At 72.8% G+C, this 16,642-nt stretch carries 14 protein-coding genes and 1 riboswitch; of the genes, 13 read left to right on the top strand and 1 reads right to left on the bottom strand.

The genetic code is table 11. The features are described from left to right. Positions 1-154 precede the first annotated feature (154 nt). The 12 genes from ACFXG1_RS31340 (at position 155) to ACFXG1_RS31285 (ending at position 14,076) form a co-directional block, all read left to right on the top strand. Complete coding sequence (locus ACFXG1_RS31340; RefSeq protein ID WP_384723364.1) at positions 155-1,081, top strand: ABC transporter permease; 927 nt, start codon at positions 155-157, stop codon at positions 1,079-1,081. Then, a complete protein-coding gene (locus ACFXG1_RS31335; RefSeq protein ID WP_384723361.1) occupies positions 1,074-1,862 on the top strand; it encodes an ABC transporter ATP-binding protein in 789 nt (262 codons plus the stop codon). Before ACFXG1_RS31340 ends, ACFXG1_RS31335 begins: the two co-directional genes overlap by 8 nt. 486 nt (positions 1,863-2,348) lie before the next feature. Beyond that, a complete protein-coding gene (gene hpnC / locus ACFXG1_RS31330) occupies positions 2,349-3,371 on the top strand; it encodes a squalene synthase HpnC (protein WP_384745576.1) in 1,023 nt (340 codons plus the stop codon). A gap of 8 nt (positions 3,372-3,379) precedes the next feature. After that, positions 3,380-4,318 (top strand): presqualene diphosphate synthase HpnD, encoded by a 939-nt coding sequence (gene hpnD, locus ACFXG1_RS31325; RefSeq protein WP_384745581.1) that lies wholly within the window; start codon positions 3,380-3,382, stop codon positions 4,316-4,318. A 565-nt stretch (positions 4,319-4,883) separates the two neighbouring features. Then, on the top strand, positions 4,884-6,278 hold the full coding sequence (hpnE, locus tag ACFXG1_RS31320; protein WP_384723367.1) for a hydroxysqualene dehydroxylase HpnE: 1,395 nt from the start codon (positions 4,884-4,886) through the stop codon (positions 6,276-6,278). Positions 6,279-6,343: 65 nt separating this feature from the next. Continuing rightward, positions 6,344-7,444, top strand: coding sequence for a polyprenyl synthetase family protein (locus ACFXG1_RS31315; RefSeq protein WP_384745578.1), 1,101 nt, complete (start codon positions 6,344-6,346; stop codon positions 7,442-7,444). A 258-nt stretch (positions 7,445-7,702) separates the two neighbouring features. Further along, positions 7,703-9,835: a squalene--hopene cyclase gene (shc, locus tag ACFXG1_RS31310; RefSeq protein ID WP_384745574.1), complete on the top strand. Its 2,133-nt coding sequence runs from the start codon at positions 7,703-7,705 to the stop codon at positions 9,833-9,835. Further along, positions 9,835-10,488: a 1-hydroxy-2-methyl-2-butenyl 4-diphosphate reductase gene (locus ACFXG1_RS31305; protein ID WP_384745572.1), complete on the top strand. Its 654-nt coding sequence runs from the start codon at positions 9,835-9,837 to the stop codon at positions 10,486-10,488. The genes shc and ACFXG1_RS31305 overlap by 1 nt, the downstream gene beginning before the upstream one ends. A gap of 5 nt (positions 10,489-10,493) precedes the next feature. Further along, the gene (gene hpnH, locus ACFXG1_RS31300; RefSeq protein ID WP_384719535.1) at positions 10,494-11,516 is read left to right on the top strand and encodes an adenosyl-hopene transferase HpnH; all 1,023 of its coding nucleotides are present in this window, start codon (positions 10,494-10,496) and stop codon (positions 11,514-11,516) included. Between the two features lie 137 nt (positions 11,517-11,653). Further along, positions 11,654-13,054 carry an aspartate aminotransferase family protein gene (locus ACFXG1_RS31295; RefSeq protein WP_384745570.1) on the top strand — a complete coding sequence of 467 codons (1,401 nt, stop codon included), beginning with the start codon at positions 11,654-11,656 and terminating at the stop codon, positions 13,052-13,054. 76 nt (positions 13,055-13,130) lie between these two features. After that, complete coding sequence (locus ACFXG1_RS31290; protein WP_384719531.1) at positions 13,131-13,763, top strand: XRE family transcriptional regulator; 633 nt, start codon at positions 13,131-13,133, stop codon at positions 13,761-13,763. Positions 13,764-13,917: 154 nt separating this feature from the next. Beyond that, on the top strand, positions 13,918-14,076 hold the full coding sequence (locus ACFXG1_RS31285) for a DUF6126 family protein (protein WP_384745568.1): 159 nt from the start codon (positions 13,918-13,920) through the stop codon (positions 14,074-14,076). Positions 14,077-14,188: 112 nt separating this feature from the next. Here ACFXG1_RS31285 and ACFXG1_RS31280 read toward each other — a convergent pair whose 3' ends face one another. Further along, positions 14,189-15,001: a tyrosine-protein phosphatase gene (locus ACFXG1_RS31280; protein WP_384723250.1), complete on the bottom strand. Its 813-nt coding sequence runs from the start codon at positions 14,999-15,001 to the stop codon at positions 14,189-14,191. 446 nt (positions 15,002-15,447) lie between these two features. Next, a riboswitch (cyclic di-AMP (ydaO/yuaA leader) is annotated at positions 15,448-15,606 on the top strand. Positions 15,607-15,611: 5 nt separating this feature from the next. On the opposite strand from ACFXG1_RS31280, the gene ACFXG1_RS31275 reads away from it, so the two are divergent. After that, positions 15,612-16,586 (top strand): peptidoglycan DD-metalloendopeptidase family protein, encoded by a 975-nt coding sequence (locus ACFXG1_RS31275; RefSeq protein WP_384745565.1) that lies wholly within the window; start codon positions 15,612-15,614, stop codon positions 16,584-16,586. Positions 16,587-16,642: the final 56 nt, after the last annotated feature.

Genomic DNA, 16,642 nt, shown 5'->3' with positions numbered 1-16,642 from the left:
GCAGGGCGAGCGTCTCGGCGCCGCTCTGGTGCGCGTCCCGACCGGCACCGATCTGACAAGCTGGGGCCCCGGAGGATCCCGGGCGCGCCGGACGCTCCCGGCCGCCCCCGTGGCCGCGCCCCACCTGCCGCACCTCGAAGAGAGAGTTCCCCTCGTGAGTGACACAACCCCCGACGGCGCGACGGCGACCGGTCGTACGTCCGTCGACGACGGACTGTCCTCGGCGCAGCTCGCCGCCAAGTACGGTCTCTCGGTCAGCGGCGCGCGGCCGAGCCTCTTCCAGTACATCCGGCAGCTGTGGGGCCGGCGCCACTTCATCATGGCGTTCGCCCAGGCCAAGCTGACCGCGCAGTACAGCCAGGCGAAGCTGGGGCAGCTGTGGCAGGTGGTGACGCCGCTGCTGAACGCCGTCGTGTACTACCTGATCTTCGGGCTCATCCTGGACTCCGGCCGGGGCATGACCGACGAGGTCTTCATCCCCTTCCTGGTGACGGGCCTCTTCGTCTTCACCTTCACCCAGAGCTCGGTGATGGCGGGCGTCCGGTCGATCTCCGGCAATATCGGCCTGGTGCGGGCGCTGCACTTCCCCCGGGCCTCCCTCCCCATCTCCCTCGCCCTCCAGCAGCTCCAGCAGCTGCTGGTCTCCATGATCGTGCTGGCGCTCGTCGCGGTGGCGTTCGGCAGCTACCCGTCCCCGGCGTGGCTGCTGATCATTCCCGCGCTCGTGCTCCAGTTCTTCTTCAACACCGGTCTGGCGCTGATGATGGCCAGGGCCGGCGCGAAGACCCCCGACCTGGCGCAGCTGATGCCGTTCGTCATGCGGACCTGGATGTACGCCTCCGGTGTGATGTTCTCCATCCCGGTGATGCTGGAGGACAAGCCCGCCTGGATCGCCGAGGTGCTCCAGTGGAACCCGGCCGCGGTCTACATGGACCTGATCCGCTTCGCGCTGATCGAGGACTACGGCTCCCAGTACCTGCCGCCGCACATCTGGGCGTTCGCCCTCGGCTGGGCGGTGCTCTTCGGTGTCGCCGGGTTCGTCTACTTCTGGAAGGCCGAGGAGCGCTACGGCCGTGGCTGACGCCGCCTGCGGACGCGTGCCCACCGTCATCGCCGACGATGTGCACATCGTCTACCGGGTCAGCGGCGGCGCCGGCGGCCGGGGCGGCGCCACCGCCGCCCTGAACCGCATGCTCCGCCGCGACCGGGGCGACGACGCCGTGCGCGGGGTGCGTACGGTGCACGCCGTCCGCGGGGTCAGCTTCACCGCCTACCGCGGTGAGGCGATCGGTCTGATCGGCTCCAACGGCTCCGGCAAGTCGACCCTGCTGCGGGCGATCGCCGGGCTGCTGCCGACCGAGCGGGGCCGGGTCTACACGGACGGCCAGCCGTCACTGCTCGGGGTGAACGCGGCCCTGATGAGCGATCTCACGGGAGAGCGCAACGTGGTGCTCGGCGGCCTGGCGATGGGCATGTCCCAGGGGCAGGTCCGGGAGCGCTACCAGGACATCGTCGACTTCTCCGGGATCAACGAGAAGGGCGACTTCATCAGCCTCCCGATGCGCACCTATTCCTCGGGGATGGGTGCGCGGCTGCGGTTCTCCATCGCCGCCGCCAAGACCCATGACGTACTGATGATCGACGAGGCGCTGGCCACCGGCGACCGCCGGTTCCAGCTCCGCTCCGAGGCGCGGATCCGCGAGCTGCGGGAGCAGGCCGGTACGGTCTTCCTGGTCTCGCACGGCCTGGGCTCCGTCCGCGACACCTGCGACCGGGTGCTGTGGCTGGAGCGGGGCGTCCTGATGATGGACGGCCCCACCGAGCAGGTACTGGCGGCGTACGAGGCCGAGACGGAGAAGTAGCTCGCGCCCCGCGGCCGGACCCGGTGTCCGGTCCGCGCGCAGGCCCGCCGAGGCCCCCGCGGTGACATCCGGACGGGGGCCTTCTCGCGTCTGTGTCGTCGGGGCCCCGGGGGTGTGCGCCCGCCTCGGGCGCGCCGGGGCGGTGCGATGCCCCGGTCCGGCCGTCCACGGCCGGACCGGTTCCCAATACGTGTTGCTGGAAGGATGGTTGACCACCGGTGCGGTGTGATGGCAGTGACCATGGGGCCCGGGCGTCGCGCCCGGTCTTGTACGACGTAAGCTGGACCGGTGCCGAATCACGGCAAGTGGGGCGATCCGTCCCCGGCGTCCCCTCGGGAGGGCGGTCACCGCGTGGGAGAGAATCCCGGCGGCGTGTCCGAAATAGGATGGATTGGATCAGCAGTGTAGAACGGGGGATGTGACGGCAATGATCGACAATCTCCGACTCCGTGATGCTTCCGCCGTCCCCGTACCGGGCAGTTCCGTATGACCGGCCGCCCGCGACACCGCGTGCCCCGTCCGGCGGACCCGGCCCGCGTCACCCGCACCACCCTCGACAAGGCCGGCTCCGAGAACTTCCCCGTGGCCCCCTTCTTCCTGCCCGCCGCCTGGCGTGACGACCTGATGGCGCTCTACGGGTACGCCCGGCTGGTCGACGACATCGGCGACGGCGACCTCGACCCGGGCGGCGCCGATCTGCGCGCCCTCGGGGTCGCGCCGGAGGCCCGGGGCGACCGGATCGCGGTCCTCGACGCCTTCGAGACCGATCTGCGGCGCGCCTTCGCCGCCGCGGGCCGGCCGCTGCCCGACGGCTCCGCCGACGCGGCCGCCGAGCCCGGCGCCGCCCCGGATGCCGATGCTGACGCGGACCCGGAGGCCGGACCGCCCCGCCATCCGCTGCTGCGCGCCCTGGTGCCCGTGGTCCGCCGCCACACCCTGACCCCCGAGCCCTTCCTCGGTCTGATCGCCGCGAACCGGCAGGACCAGACGGTCGGCAGGTACGCCGACTACCAGGCGCTCGCCGACTACTGCGAGCTGTCCGCGAACCCCGTGGGGAATCTCGTCCTCCAGGTCAGCGGCACCCTGACGCCCGAGCGGCTGCGCCGCTCCGACGCCGTCTGCACCGGCCTCCAGATCGTCGAGCACCTCCAGGACGTCCGTGAGGACCTCGGCCGTGACCGGATCTATCTGCCCGCCGACGACATGCGCCGCTTCCATGTCACGGAGGCCGATCTGGCGGCCCCGACCGCGACGGCGTCCGTCCGCAGTCTCGTCGCCTACCAGGCCGACCGGGCCCGGCGGCTGCTGGAGGAGGGCATTCCGCTGGTCGGCGGCGTGCACGGCAGGCTGAGGCTGCTGCTCGCCGGTTTCGTCGGCGGCGGACTCGCCGCCGTGGACGCGATCGCCGCCGCCGGATTCGACGTACTGCCCGGACCGCCCAAGCCCGCGAAGCCGCGGTTGCTGCGCTCCGTGGGGGCCGTGTTGCATCGAGCGCGAGGAGAGGGGTGAGCCGGACGATGGAAGGACCGACCGGCGTGTCGGCGGCGGTGCGGGCCGCGTACAGCTACTGCGAGGCGGTCACGGGAGCACAGGCGCGCAACTTCGCCTACGGCATCAGGCTCCTGCCGACCGACAAGCGGCAGGCCATGTCGGCGCTGTACGCGTTCTCCCGGCGGGTCGACGACATCGGCGACGGGCCGCTGGGGGCCGACGAGAAGCGGGAACGGCTGGAGAGCACCCGGGCGGTGCTCGACCGCGTCCGGCGCGGCGCGGTGGCCGACGACGACACCGACCCGGTGGCCGTCGCCCTGGCGGACGCGTCCCGGCGCTTCCCGATCCCGCTGGACGCCCTCGACGAACTGATCGACGGCGTCCTGATGGACGTCCGCGGCCGGACCTACGAGACCTGGGACGATCTGCGGACGTACTGCCGCTGTGTCGCCGGTGCCATCGGGCGGCTGTCGCTCGGTGTCTTCGGCACCCAGCCCGGCGCGCGCGGCACCGAACGCGCCGCCGAGTACGCCGACACCCTGGGGCTCGCCCTGCAACTCACCAACATCCTGCGGGACGTTCGCGAGGACGCCGCCAACGGGCGGATCTACCTGCCCGCCGACGACCTCGCCAAGTTCGGCTGCTCCGCGGGCTTCCACGCGGCCGCGCCCGCGCCCGGCGCGGACTTCACCGGCCTGGTCCACTTCGAAGTACGGCGCGCCCGCGCCCTCTTCGCCGAGGGCTACCGGCTGCTGCCGATGCTCGACCGCCGCAGCGGCGCCTGCGTCGCCGCGATGGCCGGCATCTACCGCCGCCTGCTGGACCGGATCGAACGCGACCCCGAGGCGGTCCTGCGCGGCCGGGTCTCCCTCCCCGGCCGCGAGAAGGCGTACGTCGCGGTCCGCGGCCTCTCCGGCATCGACACCCGCCACATCGGCCGCCAGGCCCCGAGGGGACGCACCTGATGCCGCCCCCGCACCCCCACCGCACGCCTCCGGCATGGCCTGGGACAACCTCCCCGCGCCCCGGGACGCGCTCCCGTCTCCGCCCTCCCGCGCCCTTCGCACTCCCGGCGCCCCGCGCCGGCGGGGGTGTTCCGTGGGCGGACGCGCGGATTGTCGGGTGTCTCGGCGTCGTCCCCGCGCCCGCGGGGATGTGCCGAGCGAAGGCCAGCCAATCCGCGCCGAGATGGGTCGTCCCCGCGCCCGCGGGGATGTGCCGCCGTGTCGGAGGCAGTAGTTCCGTAGCCCCTCGTCGGCACCGCACCGGCGGGGGCGTTCCGCCGGAGTCGGTGGTCTTCGCACGGCGCGTACCGTCGTCCCCGTGCCCGCGGGGGTCTGACCGTACCGGGCACACCGCGCCCGCCGGGACGGCCCGCGCGGCGGGCGAGGGCACCCCGTTCGCCCGGGGGTACGGGGCCGGGCACCGGGCCCGGACGTGGACCGCGGCCCGCGCGCCCCGGGGCGTACCCCGCGCAACCGTGCGTGCCGGTAGTGCGTCACAGTGCTCGACGACCCGAGGGGAGGTCGTATGAGCGACCACGGGATCCGGACCGGACCGGCGCACGCCGTCGTCGTCGGCGGGGGGCTCGCCGGGGCCACCGCGGCGCTGCGGCTCGCCGACGCGGGGCTGCGCGTCACCCTGCTCGAAGGGCGTCCGCGCCTGGGCGGGCTGGCGTTCTCCTTCCAGCGCGGGGAGCTGACCGTCGACAACGGCCAGCATGTGTACCTCCGCTGCTGCACCGCCTACCGCTGGTTCCTCGACCGGATCGGCGGTACGGGGCTCGCCCCCGTACAGGACCGGCTGGACGTGCCCGTCGTGGACGTCGCGCGCCCCGCCGGAAAGCGGCTGGGACGGCTGCGGCGCGCCGCGCTGCCCGTACCCCTCCATCTGGCCGCCAGTCTCGCCACGTACCCCCATCTCTCCCTCGCCGAACGCGCCTCCGTGGGGCGCGCCGCCCTCGCGCTGCGCGCCCTCGATCCCACCGACCCGGCGCTCGACGGTGTCGACTTCGCCGGCTGGCTCGCCCGCCACGGACAGTCGCCGCGTACCGTCGAGGCGCTGTGGGACCTGGTCGGGGTGGCCACCCTCAACGCCCGCGCCGCCGACGCGTCCCTCGGTCTGGCCGCCATGGTCTTCAAGACCGGGCTGCTGTCCGAGCCCGGCGCCGCCGACATCGGCTGGTCCACCGTGCCGCTCGGGCATCTCCACGACACCCTCGTCCGTGAACGGCTCGACGCGGCCGGGGTGCGGACCGAGACCGGTACCCGGGTCAAGGCCGTCACCCGCGCAGGCGAGGGCCGCTGGCAGGTCGCCACCGACACGGAGACGCTGGACGCCGACACCGTCGTCCTCGCCACCGCCCAGCGCGAGGCCCACGCCCTGCTGCCCGAGGGCGCGCTCGACGCCCCGGACCGGCTGCTCGACATCGGCACCGCCCCGATCCTCAACGTCCATGTGATCTACGACAGGCCGGTGCTGCGCCGGCCGTTCTTCGCCGCCCTGGGCTCCCCCGTGCAGTGGGTCTTCGACCGGACCCACGCGTCGGGACTGGCCGACGGCGGGCAGTACCTCGCGCTGTCCCAGTCCGCCGCCCAGCACGAGATCGACGCGCCCGTCGCCGAACTGCGCGCCCGCTATCTGCCCGAGCTGGCCCGGCTGCTGCCGCTCGCCCGCGACGCCGAGGTCCGCGACTTCTTCGTCACCCGCGAGCGCACCGCCACCTTCGCCCCCGCACCGGGCGTCGGACGGCTGCGCCCCGGCACCCGCACCCGCGCGCCCGGCCTGTTCCTGGCCGGTGCGTGGACCGCCACCGGCTGGCCCGCGACCATGGAGGGCGCCGTGCGCAGCGGGCTGACCGCCGCGGGCGCCGTCCTCACCGGCCTCGGCCGCCCCCACGAACATCCGCTCAAGGAGACGGCGTGAGCCTCGTCACCGCGACGACCGAACCGACACCACCCACAGACATCAGGGGAGAGACCGTGCCGACTGTGCCCTCGGCGAACCCGGCGGAACACCACGCGCCCGGCGCGCCGGGCGCGGGCGGTACCGGCGGTGACGGTGTGGACATCGCCGCACTGCTGGAGCGCGGCCGGGAGATGTCGGCGCCGGAGCTGCGGGCGGCCGTCGGCCGACTGGTGTCGCCCATGGACACCGTCGCCGCCTACCACTTCGGCTGGATCGACGCCGAGGGGCGGCCCGCCGACGGGGACGGCGGCAAGGCCGTCCGTCCGGCGCTGGCCCTGCTGTCCGCCGAGGCGGCGGGCGCCCGGCCCGAGGTGGGCGTCCCCGGCGCGGTCGCCGTCGAGCTGGTGCACAACTTCTCCCTCCTGCACGACGATCTGATGGACGGCGACGAGCAGCGCCGCCACCGGGACACCGTGTGGAAGGTCCACGGCCCCGCCCAGGCCATCCTCGTCGGCGACGCCCTCTTCGCGCTCGCCAACGAGGTGCTGCTGGAGCTGGGCACGGTGGAGGCCGGCCGCGCCACCCGGCGGCTGACCACCGCCACCCGCAAGCTGATCGACGGCCAGGCGCAGGACATCTCCTACGAGCACCGCGAGAGCGTCAGCGTCGAGGAGTGCCTGGAGATGGAGGGCAACAAGACCGGCGCGCTGCTGGCGTGCGCCGTCTCCATCGGGGCCGTACTCGGTGGTGCCGACGACCTTACCGCCGACATCCTGGAGCGCTACGGCTACCACCTCGGCCTCGCCTTCCAGGCCGTCGACGACGTGCTCGGGATCTGGGGCGACCCGGTCTCCACCGGCAAGCAGACCTGGAGCGATCTGCGGCAGCGGAAGAAGTCCCTGCCGGTCGTGGCGGCGCTCGCCGAGGGCGGCCCCGCCTCCCGGCGGCTCGGTGAACTGCTCGCGGCCGACGCCAAGAGCTCCGACTTCGACTCCTTCTCGGAGGAGGAGTTCGCCACCCGCGCGGCCCTGATCGAGGAGGCCGGCGGCCGGGAGTGGACCTCCCAGGAGGCCCGCCGCCAGCACACGATCGCCGTCGAGGCGCTGGACGACGTCGACATGCCCGGCCGGGTCCGGGAACAGCTCGTCGCCCTCGCCGACTTCGTGGTCGTCCGCAAGCGCTGACCGAACGGGCCCACCGGGCCCGGCCACCCGGTGGCACGAGGGGGAGATATGTGGTCAACCCATATGGATCTGTACGGCAAAACCCTCGACAAAGCCTCCCGGGACAACTATGACGGAACATCCACGGAAGAGATGATCGCCATCACCTACACGCCGATACGCATCGCCGTCGCCGGCAGGTGACCGGAGCACCCTTTCACCCGCCGACGGCATACCCCCAGTACAGCGCAGAAGAATCACTGCACCGAAGGGGAAGCCATGACAGCGACGACCGACGGAAGCGGCGGGCCCGCCCGGGCCCGCGCCACCGCGGACAGTGAGACAGCGACGGCCCTCCCCCCGGCGGACAGCCTTCCCCCGGTGGACGGCCTCGCCCCGGGGAGCGCCGCGGGGAGCGTGGGGAGCAGCGCCGCGGAGGAGCACTCCGCGGGTGATCCACCCGGCCTCGCCCACCGGGCCGTCGACCGTTCCGTGGCCTATCTGCTGGCCCGGCAGGACGCCGAGGGCTGGTGGAAGGGCGACCTCGAAACCAATGTGACGATGGACGCCGAGGATCTGCTGCTGCGGCAGTTCCTCGGGATCGCGGACCGGGCGACCACGGAGGCGTCCGCCCGCTTCGTCCGCGGCCAGCAGCGCGCCGACGGCACCTGGGCCACCTTCTACGGCGGACCCGGTGAGCTGTCCACCACCATCGAGGCGTACGTCGCCCTCCGCCTCGCCGGTGATCTGCCCGATGACCCCCATATGGCCCGTGCCGCGGCCTGGATCCGGGAGCAGGGCGGTATCGCGGCGGCCCGGGTCTTCACCCGGATCTGGCTGGCGCTCTTCGGCTGGTGGCGCTGGGAGGACCTGCCGGTCGTCCCGCCCGAGCTGGTCTTCCTGCCGAAGTGGTTCCCGCTCAATATCTACGACTTCGGCTGCTGGGCCCGGCAGACCATCGTCCCACTGACCGTCGTATCGGCCCATCGCCCGGTGCGTCCCGCGCCGTTCCCGCTGGACGAGCTGCACACCGACCCCCGGCAGCCCAACCCGCCCCGGCCGCTCGCGCCCGCCACCACCTGGGACGGGCTCTTCCAGCGCGCGGACCGGATGCTGCACCGCTACCACAAGGTGGCCCCCCGGCCGCTGCGGCGGGCCGCGGTCAAAGAGGCGTCGCGGTGGATCGTGGAGCGCCAGGAGAAGGACGGCTGCTGGGGCGGGATCCAGCCACCCGCCGTGTACTCCCTGATCGCCCTGCATCTGCTCGGCTACGACCTCGACCATCCCGTGATGCGGGCCGGTCTGGAGTCCCTCGACCGGTTCGCCGTCTGGGACGCCACGGAGACCGGGGCGCCGGTCCGGATGATCGAGGCGTGCCAGTCCCCGGTGTGGGACACCTGTCTCACCGCGATCGCCCTCGCCGACGCCGGTCTGGCGCCCGACCATCCGGCGCTGGTGCGGGCGGCGGACTGGATGCTCGCCGAGGAGGTCGTACGGCCCGGTGACTGGACGGTCCGCAGGCCGGGCCTCGCGCCCGGCGGCTGGGCGTTCGAGTTCCACAACGACACGTACCCCGACATCGACGACACCGCCGAGGTGATCCTGGCGCTGCGCCGGGTCCGGCACCCCGACCCGGCCCGGGTCGACGCCGCGGTGGCGCGCGCCGGGCGGTGGACCCTCGGTATGCAGTCCCGCGACGGCGGGTGGGGCGCCTTCGACGCCGACAACACCAGCGCCTTCCCCAACCGGCTGCCGTTCTGCGACTTCGGGGAGGTCATCGACCCGCCGTCGGCGGACGTCACCGCCCATGTGGTGGAGATGCTGGCGTACGAGGGCCGGGCGGACCACCCCAGGGCCCGGCGCGGGATCGACTGGCTGCTCTCCCATCAGGAGCCCGGCGGCGCCTGGTTCGGCCGGTGGGGCGTCAACCACCTCTACGGCACCGGGTCGGTGGTCCCCGCCCTGGTCGCCGCCGGGATCCCGGCGGGCCATCCCGCGATCCGGCGGGCCGTCGGCTGGCTGCGGTCGGTACAGAACCCGGACGGCGGCTGGGGCGAGGACTTGCGTTCGTACGACCGCGACGACTGGGTCGGCAAGGGCACGTCGACCGCGTCCCAGACCGCCTGGGCGCTGCTGGCGCTGCTGGCGGCGGGGGAGCGGGAGAGCGACGCCGTGGCGCGCGGGGTGCGCTGGCTCGCCGAGACCCAGCGGGAGGACGGCGGCTGGGACGAGCCGTACTTCACCGGTACCGGCTTCCCCTGGGACTTCTCGATCAACTACCACCTCTACCGCCAGGTGTTCCCGCTGACGGCCCTGGGGCGCTATGTGCACGGTGAACCGGTGCCCGGCCGCAAGGCCGCCCGCGAACGGCCGGTGACGGCCGGGGCCGCGAGCGGTGGCGAGGGGAGCTGATGGCCGGAACACCGGTACCCGACGGCCCCGCGGCGCCGCTGCTGATCGCCTGCGCGCTCGGCATCGAGCGACTGGCCCTGCGCGGGGGCGACCACAGCGGTGCCAGGGGCCCGGTGAAGGTTCTGCGTACCCGGATGGGTCCGGTGAACGCGGAGCGCGCGGTACGGGCCGCGCTGGCCGGCGGCCCGCTGCGGGACGCCGCTGTGGTGGCGTCCGGATTCTGTGCCGGGCTCGCCCCCGGGATGCACCCGGGGGATCTGGTCATCGCCGACGAGACCCGGATCGGCGGGGCGGTGACGCCCTGTACGGATACCGCGCTGCTGGCCGCCGCCGTCTCCCGGGCGCTGCCCGGACGCCGGGTGCACACCGGCCCGCTGACCGGCTCCGACCATGTCGTACGGGGTCCCGAGCGGGCCGAGCTGCGGGCCACGGGCGCGATCGCCGTCGACATGGAGTCGGCGGCGACCCTGCGCGGGGCGCTGGCGGCCGGGCCCCGTCCGGTTGCCGCCGTCCGGGTGGTCGTGGACGCCCCGGAGCATGAACTAGTCCGTATTGGCACGGTACGCGGTGGAATATCAGCCATCCGTGTTCTTCGTGCCGTGCTTCCCGCTTTTCATGAATGGCACCGTTCTTCGCCGCTCCCCAGGAGGTGAGCCAGATGGCCATGCCGCTCCGTCAGTCCATCAGGGTCGGAACATATCTCTTCGAACAGAAGCTCCGCCGACGGGAGAAGTTCCCCCTCATCGTCGAGTTGGAACCGCTGTACGCCTGCAATCTGAAGTGCGAGGGGTGCGGTAAGATCCAGCACCCGGCCGGGGTGCTCAAGCAGCGGATGCCGGTCGCCCAGGCCGTCGGAGCGGTCCTGGAGTCCGGCGCCCCGATGGTCTCCATCGCGGGCGGCGAGCCCTTGATGCATCCGCAGATCGACGAGATCGTCCGGCAGCTGGTGGCCCGGCGGAAGTACGTCTTCCTCTGCACCAACGCCGTGCTGCTGCGGAAGAAGATCGAGAAGTTCACCCCCTCCCGGTACTTCGCCTTCGCCGTCCACATCGACGGACTGCGCGAACGCCATGACGAGTCCGTGGCCAAGGAGGGGGTGTTCGACGAGGCCGTGGCGGCGATCAAGGACGCCAAGGCGCGCGGCTTCCGGGTCACCACCAACTCCACGTTCTTCAACACGGACACCCCCCAGACCATCATCGAGGTGCTGAACTACCTCAATGACGACCTCCGGGTCGACGAGATGATGATCTCCCCGGCGTACGCCTACGAGAAGGCACCCGACCAGGAGCACTTCCTCGGCGTCGAACAGACCAGGGAGCTGTTCCGCAAGGCGTTCTCCGGCGGCAACCGCGCCCGCTGGCGGCTCAACCACTCCCCGCTCTTCCTCGACTTCCTCGAAGGCAAGGCGGACTTCCCCTGCACCGCCTGGGCGATCCCCAACTACTCCCTCTTCGGCTGGCAGCGGCCCTGCTATCTGATGAGCGACGGCTACGTCCCCAGCTACCGCCAGCTGGTGGAGGAGACCGACTGGGAGAAGTACGGACGGGGCAAGGACCCGCGGTGCGCCAACTGCATGGCGCACTGCGGCTACGAACCGACCGCCGTCCTGGCCACCATGGGCTCCCTCAAGGAGTCGCTCAGGGCGGCCCGGGAGACCGTCTCGGGCAACCGCGGCTGACCGTACGGCCGCACGACCGTCCGGCCCCGCCCGGGGCCCGGCGCACGGGGTGACGACGGGCCCGACGGCCGGTCGGCCCGTCCCCCCGTCGCCGGACGCATCGGCGCCGCACCGGCAGTCAAGGAGAACCGAGGAACATGATCCAGCCGCCGCCGGATGGCGGCTTCGACCTGAACCGGCTGCTCGCCGAACGCGGCGGCGAGCGGTACGACCTGCACACCCGCCATCTCAACCACCAACTGCCCCGGATGCTCCGCACCATCGGTTTCGACCGGGTCTACGAGCGCGCCGAAGGCGCCTACTTCTGGGACGAGGACGGCAACGACTACCTCGATATGCTCGCGGGCTTCGGTGTGATGGGCCTCGGCCGCCACCACCCCGTCGTCCGCAAGGCCCTGCACGACGTACTCGACGCGGACCTGGCCGACCTCACCCGGTTCGACTGCCAGCCGCTGCCGGGACTGCTGGCCGAGCGGCTGCTCGCGTACAGCCCCCATCTGGACCGGGTGTTCTTCTCCAACAGCGGTACGGAGGCCGTGGAGACGGCGCTGAAGTTCGCCCGGTACGCCACCGGCCGGCCCAGGGTGATCTACTGCGCCCACGCCTTCCACGGGCTGACCACCGGCTCCCTCTCCGTCAACGGCGAAGCCGGCTTCCGGGACGGCTTCGCGCCCCTCCTCCCCGATACCGCCGTCGCCCTCGGCGACCTCGGCGCGCTGGAGCGGGAGCTGCGGCGCGGCGATGTGGCGGCCCTGGTCGTGGAGCCGATCCAGGGCAAGGGGGTGTACGAGGCGCCGCCCGGCTACCTGGCGGCGGCCGGGGACCTCCTCCACCGGCACAAGGCGCTGCTGATCGCCGACGAGGTGCAGACCGGCCTCGGCCGTACCGGCGACTTCTACGCCTACCAGCACGAGCCCGGCGTCGAACCGGACCTCGTCTGTGTCGCCAAGGCGCTCTCCGGCGGTTACGTCCCCGTCGGCGCCACCCTCGGCAAGGACTGGATCTTCCAGAAGGTCTACTCGTCCATGGACCGGGTGCTGGTGCACTCCGCCAGCTTCGGCTCCAACGCCCAGGCCATGGCCGCCGGGCTCGCCGTCCTGTCGGTTGTCGAGGACGAGGACCTGGTGGCACGGGCGCGGGTCACCGGCGATCTGCTGCGCGCCCGGCTGAACGCGCTGGTGGACCGGTACGAGTTCCTGTCGGAGGTACGCGGCCGGGGGCTGATGACCGGAATCGAGTTCGGCCGCCCCTCGTCACTGGCCCTGCGGACCCGCTGGACCATGCTGCAGGCGGCCCGCAAGGGGCTCTTCGCCCAGATGGTGGTGGTACCGCTGCTCCACCGGCACCGGATCCTCACCCAGGTCTCCGGCGACCATCTGGAAGTGATCAAGCTGATCCCGCCGCTGACCATCGGCGAGGCCGAGGTCGACCGCTTCGTCACCGCCTTCACGGCGGTCATGGACGAGGCGCACAACGGTGGCGGACTGCTGTGGGACTTCGGGAAAACCCTGGTCAAGCAGGCCATGGCACATCGCTGAGACGGTACGATCGAGAAGTTTTTGCCTCTGGGGCAAGAAACTTGCCTCAGAGGCATTTTCCTGGCGCAATGGACCTATGCAGAGTCCTCCCGGGGGCCACCCCCCGGACCCCCGATCCACGGCGCCCCGCGGGCCGGACGCGCCGGAGGCGCTCCCCGACGTGGCTCCCAGGCTGCGCGATCTGCGCCGCCGCCGCGGACTGACGCTGGAGGCCGCCGCCCATCGCGCCGGACTGTCGCCCGCGCATCTCTCCCGACTGGAGACCGGACGCCGCCAGCCGTCGCTGCCGATGCTGCTGGGTCTCGCCAGGATCTACGGTACGACAGTCTCCGAGCTGCTCGGCGAGTCCGCGCCCGAGCACGACCCGGTCATCCGGGCCGGGAGCCGGGAGCCGTCGCAGGCCGACGGGTGGACGTACCACCAGGTCGGCAGCCCCGGCCGGGCCATGCAGTCGCTCCGTCTCATCGTGCCCTACGGCGCCCAGGGCGAGCTGGTCCGCCAGCATCCGGGCGAGGAGTGGCTGTACGTGCTCGACGGCCGGGTACGGCTCGCGCTCGGCGACACCGTGCACGAGCTGGGGCCCGGGGACAGCGCGCACTACGACTCCCTCACCCCGCACCGGATCACCGCGGCGACCCGGGACGGGGCGGAGATGATCTTCGTCCACACCCTGCTCCAGAGCCCCGACATCTTCCATCCGCACTTCTGACGGTCCCCGCCGCCGGCCCGGCCCCGCCGCCGCCCGGCCCCGGACGACCGCCCGTCCGAGCAGTCCCCGCCAGGTCCCGGCGACCGGGCGGGAACCCCACCCGGCTCCGCCGGGAAAAGACCCGGCCCCCGGGCCGGAGAAAGCTGAGGCCGTCATGGTCGAGAACCCCACCGCGGGCGACAAGCCCGCCCGGGTGAAGAACGAGGAGGGGAAGTTCCCCAAGGGGATCTGGATCCGCCTCTTCGCCTACCTCGTCGCGGGACACGTCTTCGCGGGCTTCCTCTATCTCCTCTTCGAGGTCGGCGCGAAGTAGACGGCGCTTCCAGGGTTCCGCGCGGCTCTTCCGGGGTCCGTCAGGCCTCTTCCGGGGTTCCGCGCGGCCGGGGCACGGTCCGGCCGCCGCGCCCCCGGCCCCGTACCGCGGCTCAGGCCGTCGTGAGCAGGCGCTCCCGCAGCCGGTCCCGGGTCGCCGGGGTCAGCCCGAGCCCCTGGGACAGATAGCCCTCGGTGCCGCCCCAGGTCGCGTCGATGGTGTCGAAAGCGGCGTGCAGATAGGACGAGCGCGCGTCGAACAGCGGGCTGAGCAGCTCCATGACCTCGCCGGTGAGCCCGGCGGGCGCGTCGTCGGCCCGCCGGACCAGATAGCGGCGGTGCGGATCGTTGGACTTCAGATAGTCCGCCTCGATCGCCTCCCGCTCCACCCCGACCGCCAGCAGCGCCACCGCCACGGACAGACCGGCCCGGTCCTTGCCCGCCGCGCAGTGCATCAGGGCCGGGACGCTGTCCTCGGCGAGCGCGCGCAGCACCCGGCCGTGCTCGGCGGTCCGTCCGGCGACGATCATCCGGTACGAGTCCACCATCCGGCCGGCCGCCTTGCCGTCCGCCAGCATGGACCGCAGCTGCGCCAGGTCGCCGCGGTTGACCACCTGCCAGAACTCCGCGCCGTCGGCCGGGTCGCTCAGCGGCAGATTGAGGTTCCGTACGCCCGGCAGGGTCACGTCGGGACCTTCGAGCCGGATATCGGCCGCGTTGCGGAAGTCGAAGATCGTGTGCAGTCCGAGACCGGTGAGGAACGCGGTGTCGCTCTCGGTGGCATGGGCCAGATGTCCGCTGCGGTAGAGCCGTCCGGAGCGCACCGTACGACCGTCGGCGGCCGGCAGTCCGCCGACATCGCGGAAGTTGCGGATCCCGGCCAGCTCGGGCTCGGTGGACGGAACCTGCGGCACCTGCTGCGTCACTGAGGGCTCCCTGGGGGCGTCACTGCCGCCGGCCCGGTCGCCGACGGTGGCGTGAACCCGACGATACGACATCGATTCCTCGGGCAATCATCTTGTCGGACACGATCGCGGGCGGGGCGGAAAGTGCCGCGGAGTCACCGGAGGATCGTAGGGTTCTGTCCGTATTAATGCCCAATAGGGCCTTAGTCGAACATGCCCTGCCTCAGGCGGAGATGGTCGCCCGTCATGAGCGGGATCACAATCGTGACGTTGTGTGGCGGGGGCGGTGAGGGTCGGCGCCCCCGGCGGCGGGGAGTTGATCCGCGACCTCCACGGAGGGTGACCGCGCCCGGCGGGCCCGCAAGATCGACCCCGGCCATCCCTGTGTCCCTTGGCTTGTTCCTGTCGTTCTGGCCGGTTTACGGTCGCCGCACTCCGGTCGGACCGCCGAATCCTGCCGCCGTCCGGACTTTCCTTCACCCGAACCACGTGGCAGGAGCGGGGGACCCAGGTAGTACGCCGATCCGGGCGACCGGACGGCTCGGGGTGAAGCCGCGCCTCACGGCGCGGCCGGGCATCTCCAGCCCGAACCCGACAGCTCACCTCGCAGGCGCCGGAGAGGAATCGCGCCATGCCCGCACAGGGTAAGCACCGCCGTCCCCGTTCGAAGGCCATCGCACGCGGCATCGTCGCCGCCGGTACCGGCGGGGCGGCCATCGCCCTGCCCCTGATCGGAGCCACCGGCGCGCACGCCGCCGAGCGGCCCGCCCCGGCCGCCGTCGCCGCGTCCGCCCCCGCCGCCCCGGCCGCCGCCGACAAGGCCGCCGGAGCCACGACGTATGTCGTCGTCGCCGGTGACCATCTGTCCAAGATCGCGTCCGAGCACGCCGTCGAGGGCGGCTGGCAGCAGCTGTACGCCGACAACCGCGAGGCGGTCGGCGGCGACCCGTCCCTGATCCACCCCGGTCTGAAGCTCACCCTCGACGGCGCGGGCGACGCCCGCGGCGCGTCGCAGGGTGAGAAGCCGCAGGGTGAGAAGCCGCAGGCGAAGAGCGAGGGCGCCGAGCGCGCGTCCCGTGACACCGCCCGCGCCGAGGCCCCGGCGCCCGCCGCCGAGCCCGCCCCGGCGAAGAAGGCGGCCCCGGCCGCCGAGGCCCCCGCCTCGCCCGCCGCGGCCGAGCCCGCGCCCGCCGAGGCCGCCGGCGGCTGGTCCGCCCCGGTCGACGGCGCGGTCTCCACCCCGTACCGCGCCTCCGGTGCCATGTGGTCCAGCGGCTACCACACCGGTGTCGACTTCGCGGTGCCCACCGGGACGAGCATCAAGTCCATCGGCCCCGGCACCGTCGTCTCCGCCGGCTGGGCGGGCGCGTACGGCAACGAGGTCGTCATCCAGCACACGGACGGCACCTACTCGCAGTACGCCCATCTCTCCTCCCTCTCCGTCTCCGCGGGCCAGACCGTCGGCGGCGGCGACCAGATCGGCCTCGCCGGCTCCACCGGCAACTCCAGCGGCCCGCATCTGCACCTGGAGGTCAGGACCGGACCGGGCTACGGCTCCGACATCGACCCCGTCGCCCATCTGCGCGGCCACGGCGTCAACCTCTGAACCACCCGCCCCCGAGGGGGCGACGCGTCCCCCGCGACACTCCGGTGTCGCGGGGG

The sequence above is a fragment of the Streptomyces sp. NPDC059248 genome (assembly GCF_042753905.1).
Lineage (GTDB): Bacteria > Actinomycetota > Actinomycetes > Streptomycetales > Streptomycetaceae > Streptomyces.
This window is presented reverse-complemented; position numbering and strand designations above follow the sequence as displayed.